The sequence below is a fragment of the Planktotalea sp. genome (assembly GCF_039984035.1).
GTDB lineage: Bacteria > Pseudomonadota > Alphaproteobacteria > Rhodobacterales > Rhodobacteraceae > Planktotalea.
The window spans coordinates 1-6,800 of sequence record NZ_JBDWVM010000065.1 but is presented as its reverse complement, the minus strand read 5'-3'; the positions used below and the strand labels follow the sequence as shown (position 1 = coordinate 6,800).

Genomic DNA, 6,800 nt, shown 5'->3' with positions numbered 1-6,800 from the left:
GATCGGAACAGGCGCACCTCTGTCGCTTTGCCCTGCACTCACTTCCATCTCCGCGTCATATGTGGCTTTTATCGCAGCGTGATAGGCTTCGTCATCTTGACTGGAATAGGGCCGCGCACGCGCAAGAAACCCATTCGCCGTCCCAAGGCTGAGCTTCTTCGCGTCCGAGGCGGCGGAACGTTGATGCGCCATATGCATAGCCAGATGAAGCTGGCCAAGGGCTTCGGCGTCTTTGGTGGTTCGAACAGCCTTCGCAGCGCGCGCGATCAGATCGGGTAGCGCCCCTTCTGGCGAAATCTGCGCCAACACTCTCAGCGCCATTGGCCGATATTCGGGGGTACCGCAAAGCGAGTGAAACATCTCAATCGCATCGTCAAAACGCCCTGCTTCGGTGTAACGCTGAGCAAGCTGAGCACGTAAATTCATACTATTCGGCAGACACTTCACCGCATCTTCGGTGATCCGCAACGCCTCTTCGTTCTGATTGGTAAAGGCGAACAACCAACTCAAATTAACAAGGCTGTCGATGCTGTCCGGAGCAAGGCTCATCGCTGTTTGAAAGCTCTCGATCGCGTCGAACAGATGCCCCTGACTGCGCAAAATCCGCCCCTTAAACACCCACGCCTCAACGCGCGTTCCCTCCAGCGCAATGCATTTCTCAGCAAGCTCTAACGCTTCGGCGGTTTGTCCCTCTTCCATACGCAGCATGGCCATAAGGTGAAGCACTTGGAAATTATCGTCGCCAAACGTCTTCACCGCGAGCGCCAGTGTTTTGTCAGCCGCCTTCGACGCCTTCATCGACATTTGCAACGTGGCAAGATTGGTAAAAGCTGCAACGTCCTTGGACCCTAGTTTGATCGCATTCGAGAAGTGCTTTGCTGCCATCGTTTTGTTGTCTTGGGACAAACAAACCAAACCCGACAAAAATCTCAGCGATGGATCCTTGGGCGATTTCGTGACCAAGGTTTTAGCCAAGCGCGCCGCTTGCTTTGCGCGCCGGGACTTCAAAAGTCCGATTACTTCATATTTCCCGTTTTCGAGGGCCGTTTGGATCATTGGCTTGTTCACTGTTGCTAAAATCGTCAAAGGACCGGCACACCCAAAGGTTGCGCGCTCAACTGTTAAACGGCCGTGGCATCCTTTTCCGTCGAAAAAAAGAGCGGCCCGTCGCATTAACGAAAACGCTCTGTCAAAAATCTGTTACATATCCGGATTTGCTTAAAAAAATTGCAACTTTACTCAGGTTTCCCCCAAGGACGTGACGTGCTCAGATGAACCGAACCAGACAGTTGCCGCTGGTGCGAAAACTCTTTGGCGGGGTTATGGCTGGAGACACAGACGAACCGACGTCCCCTCCGAAGTCGAAACAATTTTCAGTGAAATGCCAATTTGCTGAGCCCTTTGCCGTATGCTTTCTAAGCCATATCCAACTGCTTTGCGGGCTTCCACATCGAACCCTCTACCATTGTCTGTGACAGAGATAGACGTGGTCGTTGCATGCACGGTAATGGTGCTGGCACCTGAATGCTTGATCGCATTGCTTATTGCTTCTTGAACGATCCGCGCGATATGCAAGCTCGCCGCGCCGTCCAAGTGATCCACCTTTGGATCACTTTCGATCCGCCAATCGAACTGTAGTCCATTTTGCGCCAGCAACCCTTCGAGGCGCAACCGCAACATGCCCAAAAGTGAGACGACATCACCGTCATTGCTGACCGAATCCACCAAAAGCGACAGCTCCCTCAATGCGTCTTCGAGCGCGGAAACCAAGGTTTGGTCTTCAATGTCCTGATCGCGGATATAACTGAGCGTGCTCACAAGATGGCTGCCGATACCGTCATGCAAATCCGACGTAATACGAGCTCGTTCTTTCGCAATTGCTTGCATCCGGTCAACTTCTGCAAGGCGCGCAAAACTATCATGTAGCTCAGCGCTTTTTTCTTCGATGATCCGGGTTTGATCAGCGACCATGTCTGCCTGACTGCGGATCGCCTGAATAGCGCGGCCAATGATCAGCCAAAGACAAGACAGAACCATAATAATTGGCATCACATGAAACAGGTGCATTGTTCGTATAGGATTTGGCATCATGTGAGCGATCAAATCGTTCAACCCCAGCGTCATTGATAGAGACAGGCAGATAAAAAAGATGGTGAAATCCATGCGCCCAATCAAAACGCGGTGGATGTAAATGATGCAAAGGACAGAGAACGCAAAGACAATTGTTGCAAGGTTAAATGCAAGGCTAAGGTGAAACGTATAATCTGCCGGTGCGAGAATTTTCGTTACCGCGGCTGCCCCTAACGTAAATGCAAAAGCGCGTGTCAATCGTGGGTAATTCAGGCGCAGCAAGGCAAACTCAAACTGCATAATCAGAAACACGTAAAGCCCGACCGACAACATCCAAGTTCCGGTCCAAACCTTATAAGGCAGAAACGTTGTGCGCAGACCGTAATGCGCCAAGAATATGCAGGCACAAAAGCATGACAAGCCAAGCCAAAGAAAGGCCTTTTCATTGCGCTGGGTTGTCCACAATGCCAGCAAAGCAACGCCGAAAACAATCATCAAAACCATGGCCAATCGCGCCATTTCTGGCCCGAGATACGTACGAACAGCCCATGAGCGATAGAGTATGGCTTCTGGACCAACATAGAATGGTTGCAAATCCAGCCCCTCTGACAATCGGCCGCTCAGTTCGATTTCGAGCACATTTGCCGAGGCTTTAAAAAGCGTCTCGTTCACGGGCACCAAAAGCGGTGTGTTCCAAAGCCGCTGTGACGGGTCCATTTTGCGGATATCAACGCCATTCAGCCGCACAGACAGATTGTCCGCAAATTTTGGAAAGTATAGCGCTTGGGGTTGGTCGGGCGGCAAGCGCAACGCAAAATCAAAGGAAAGCGTGACCGATGTTGGCTCTGCGCTGAAAGCTACTTTTGAGAACCAAGGTAGCGTGATCGGGGATTGCTCAGCGCAGTCTACATCTTCGCAAACCGAACCAGCATTTAAAAGTTGCGCTCCGGAAATTGGCGCTATGCGGCCGACGTTCAAGCCAAAAAGCATCGTCAACAAAACGGCGCTCCATAGAGCAATGACAATCATGATTTTTGCAGAAAGTCGCTTCAAATCACGCCAATCTTTGCTGCATGCACAACAGCTTCAATGTTGGACGACACTTCCAGTTTTCGATAAATCCGTGTGATGTGATTGCCTACCGTACCTGATGTGATCCCAAGCTGTTGAGCAATCTCGTGCCGCTTGAAACCTCGCGAAACAGCACGCAAAATTTCGACTTCGCGATCAGAAAGGTCTGACCGCAACGCTTCGCCGCTGGGCACCACACGTCGCTTGAACACGCCCAATAGGTGACGCGCAATTGCGGGGCTGATTGGGCTACCTCCATCAAGGACGCTTTGAATATCAGCGCCAATTGTGCCCAAATCGCCACCCTTTAGAACGTAACCTGCCGCACCAGCTTGAATTGCGTCCACGACCCGATCTTCGTCCCCGAATATAGACACAACGAGACTGTCAACGTTCCAATCAGCGGCGGTACACGCCCGAACGATTTCTAAACCCGATCCATCTGGCAGACCTAGATCGACCAAGACCAATCGTGGCTTGCGCGTATAAAGCAGGTCCACGCCCTGATCGACCGTTCCCACAGTGCCTACGTGAGACAAGCCTTCAGTCGCAAGGATTGCCTTCTCAAGGTGCGCTGCGATCGAAGGTCTGTCTTCGACAACGAGAACAGTATGGGGTCTCAAAATAAGCCTCATGCAAAGTTAATCGGGTTATCTATACCATACCTAAATGGCGCGGATGGTGTGAATCCACACATTGTTTGGCTAATCCAACAGACTTAAGCTCTTTTCAGTTTCCGATCCGATGGACGTAACCTGAGAGAAAGAGCGCGAAGCGTTAGGCAAAAGAAACAGCCCAAGCGTGGAAATAACGTTTTGCGCAATATTCATTACGATGCAAAATATTTTAGAAGAAGACATAGATAACACCTTTGCTTGGGCGCAACGCGTTTCGGTATTCGATGCCTTCGGGTTCTTGATCTCTCGACAGACCACCTTTGATGACGGTCAGGTGCGCGCCGAGACATTGACAGATGGTGTTACCACACAAACCGACTGGAGCGATCCGAACAACCAAGTGGTTTGGTCTCTAAAGACAACGAGCAAAGATCCCAGCACGGGGTACATCACGACCAAAACTGTGACGCTTGATGATGGGCAAAGCATCATGAAAACATTCAATAACAACGTGCAATCCAGCCAAGTGATTGCCGATGTAGACGATAACTTCGGTTTCACGACAAAGACAAAGCTATTTGATAGCTCAGGGCAAATTACATCCTATCAGATCAATTATGATGATGGCCGCACGTCTATGACGTCATATGATGACGGCGTGCGCACCGCCAGTACGCTGACTGACACTGCAAGTGCTTATGATTGGGACACGCGCTTTTTCGATTATGATGATGCCACGGGCAAATTGATTTCGGTAACGACCACTTTTGATTCAGGGGTCGTCGAAACCGTGCTTGCGGCAGTCGGGCCAATATCAAAAAGCGTTGTGCAACACGATAACATGGACCGCTTTGCATGGGAAACCGTCACGTCCCAATATGATGGCACGGGGCAGCTCCAGAATAAGCGAGTTGTTTTCGACGATGGTGTTGAAAGCGATAAGCAGTTTACAGATGGCGTGCAGGCAACGCTCCAGCTGACCGATGTTGATGATGCTCACAATTGGGCGACGCAATCAAAGACATATGACACCGCCGGTCGCTTGGCGACAGAAACCAGAACAATGGACGACGGGCGCGTTATTACACGCAATTTTGATGCAGGCACGCAGACGTCAAAAAGCGTCTTAGACCAAAACGATCAATATAACTGGGCCCGACAAGATTGGACCTATGATGCCGCAGGGCTTCCATCGTCTAAAGTCACTGAATACGACAATGGGATGCGCGAAACGGTTAATTTTTCGGTCGGGATTATTGAGAGCCGAACGCAACTCGACCTTGCTGACGTCAAAAATTGGCAAAGCATCCAATCAGTCTTTGCGGACAACGGCACGCTCCTTTACCGCGAAATCACGGACGATGATGGAAACAAACGGTTCTTGGATGCCCGCAAGCAGGTCATCATCACGGGAGGCACCGACGCGCAGGTCAGCGAAGATGCAGCGCCCCAACTTGAGGCAACCGGCCAAATCGAAATAGTCGCGGGCTATCGCGGCAGCGGCAGTTTCACGGCGCAATCGGGCGTCCTCGGCAGCGCTGGACTTGGCCATTTTACGCTCAATACCGATGGCAGCTGGAGCTATAACGCAGTCAACAACCAAACCGCTGTTCAGACCCTTAACGCTGGCGAAAGCCTGACCGATAGCTTTACCGCCATCACCGCCGATGGGGTCGAAACCGAGATCACAGTCACTATCGACGGCGCTGATGATGGACCCGCGCCGCTTTATGTCGGCGGGGATATTGTCACCATCGGCGCAGAAGGCAATCGCGCAGGTCCTCAAGCCCCGTTTGATCTGGCGACGCTATTTTCAGACGATATGGGCGATGATCTGAGCATTTCGGTCACAGGCCTGCCAGCACATCTGTCAGTGACGGATGGTGTGCTGACGCAAGTGTCCAGACCATTCACAACTACCGATGCAAGAGTCCACTATGTCACGGTAACCGCAACGGACACGAGCGGACAAAACACAAGCCAGCTTGTTCAGCTGTCCATCGCAGTTGATCATCAGATTAATCTTCATCTCAGCGGTAACTTCCAAGGCTCAAACAGTGCGGATATCGTGACATTTGGAGATTGGCGTGGGAGCGCTCACTCCAAATCATTCATTTCACTTATGTCAGGCGATGATATCGCAGACTTCGGTGGGAATACCGCTAACTTCGCCGAGGTTGTAATTGACGGTGGATCTGGCGATGACATGCTGACATTTGGAGATTTTGCAGCAGGCACTTATGGAGAATTGGAGGTTTTAGGCAGACTTGGAGATGATGAGATCAGCTTTGGTGCGTCCGCAGCGGCTGACAATGGCATTGTTCACGTATTTGGTGACTCAAGCGGGTTGCTAGGCGGCGCAGATGTGATCCGTTTTGGGACCAAGGCTGCAGAGACCCACGGAGAGGTTTTTGTTGATGCTGGCGTTGGCAACGATGAAATCACCTTCGGCAGTCATGCAGGCCGGACAAATGGGACTGTGGAGGTTCAAGCAGGCACGGGGCGCGATCAAATCACCTTTGGTGACAATGCCGAAAATCTCACAATTCGCCTTGGCAGCGACAATGATGAAGACACCTTAACCTTTCAAGGTTCAGTAAAGAACGCTGCAATTCACGACTGGGCGCAAGGCACCGACACCATCACCTTCGCCGCAGCGACAGGCCTTTGGACCGCGCGGGACAGCGGCGGCAACAAAGTGTTCACCAGCGATGATGGCCAAAGCTTTACCGTTATAGGCGCGGCTGGCGTTGCGGCATGGGATATCGTCTCTGTCCTCGATGCGAATGAAGCTCCGGTCTTCACAGGCACTACGACGCCGCTATTGGGCACAACAGGGAGCCTTCGAAGCGAAGACATCGCCTTTGATCTGGCGAGCCTCTTTAGCGATGATCGCACCGATGATCTGACGATCTCTGTATCTGGTTTAGATGCACGCTTTACGGTGATCGACGGAGTTCTTCAGCCGCTTTCCGGACATGACAATGCATTAAGTGGGCAATACTCTTTCACGGTGACAGCAACAGACGAACATGGCCTTGC

General features: G+C 51.6%; 4 protein-coding genes. 1 reads left to right on the top strand and 3 read right to left on the bottom strand.

Translation table 11 applies throughout. The annotated features are described in order from the left end of the window. The 3 genes from ABJQ89_RS02860 to ABJQ89_RS02850 form a co-directional block, all read right to left on the bottom strand. On the bottom strand, nt 1–1,056 hold a 1,056-nt coding region (locus ABJQ89_RS02860; protein ID WP_348494761.1), incomplete at its 3' end, for a tetratricopeptide repeat protein. 264 nt (nt 1,057–1,320) lie between these two features. Further along, a complete protein-coding gene (locus ABJQ89_RS02855) occupies nt 1,321–3,060 on the bottom strand; it encodes an ATP-binding protein (protein WP_348494762.1) in 1,740 nt (579 codons plus the stop codon). 59 nt (nt 3,061–3,119) lie between these two features. Further along, a complete protein-coding gene (locus ABJQ89_RS02850) occupies nt 3,120–3,764 on the bottom strand; it encodes a response regulator transcription factor (RefSeq protein WP_348494760.1) in 645 nt (214 codons plus the stop codon). 211 nt (nt 3,765–3,975) lie between these two features. On the opposite strand from ABJQ89_RS02850, the gene ABJQ89_RS02845 reads away from it, so the two are divergent. Next, a partial coding sequence (locus ABJQ89_RS02845; RefSeq protein ID WP_348494759.1) for a VCBS domain-containing protein occupies nt 3,976–6,800 on the top strand: 2,825 nt, incomplete at its 3' end.

What these genes read in the sequence shown, in the direction of transcription:
- ABJQ89_RS02855 (WP_348494762.1), bottom strand. Translation starts at nt 3,060, where the DNA reads ATGCTTTTTGGCTTGAACGTCGGCCGCATAGCGCCAATTTCCGGAGCG.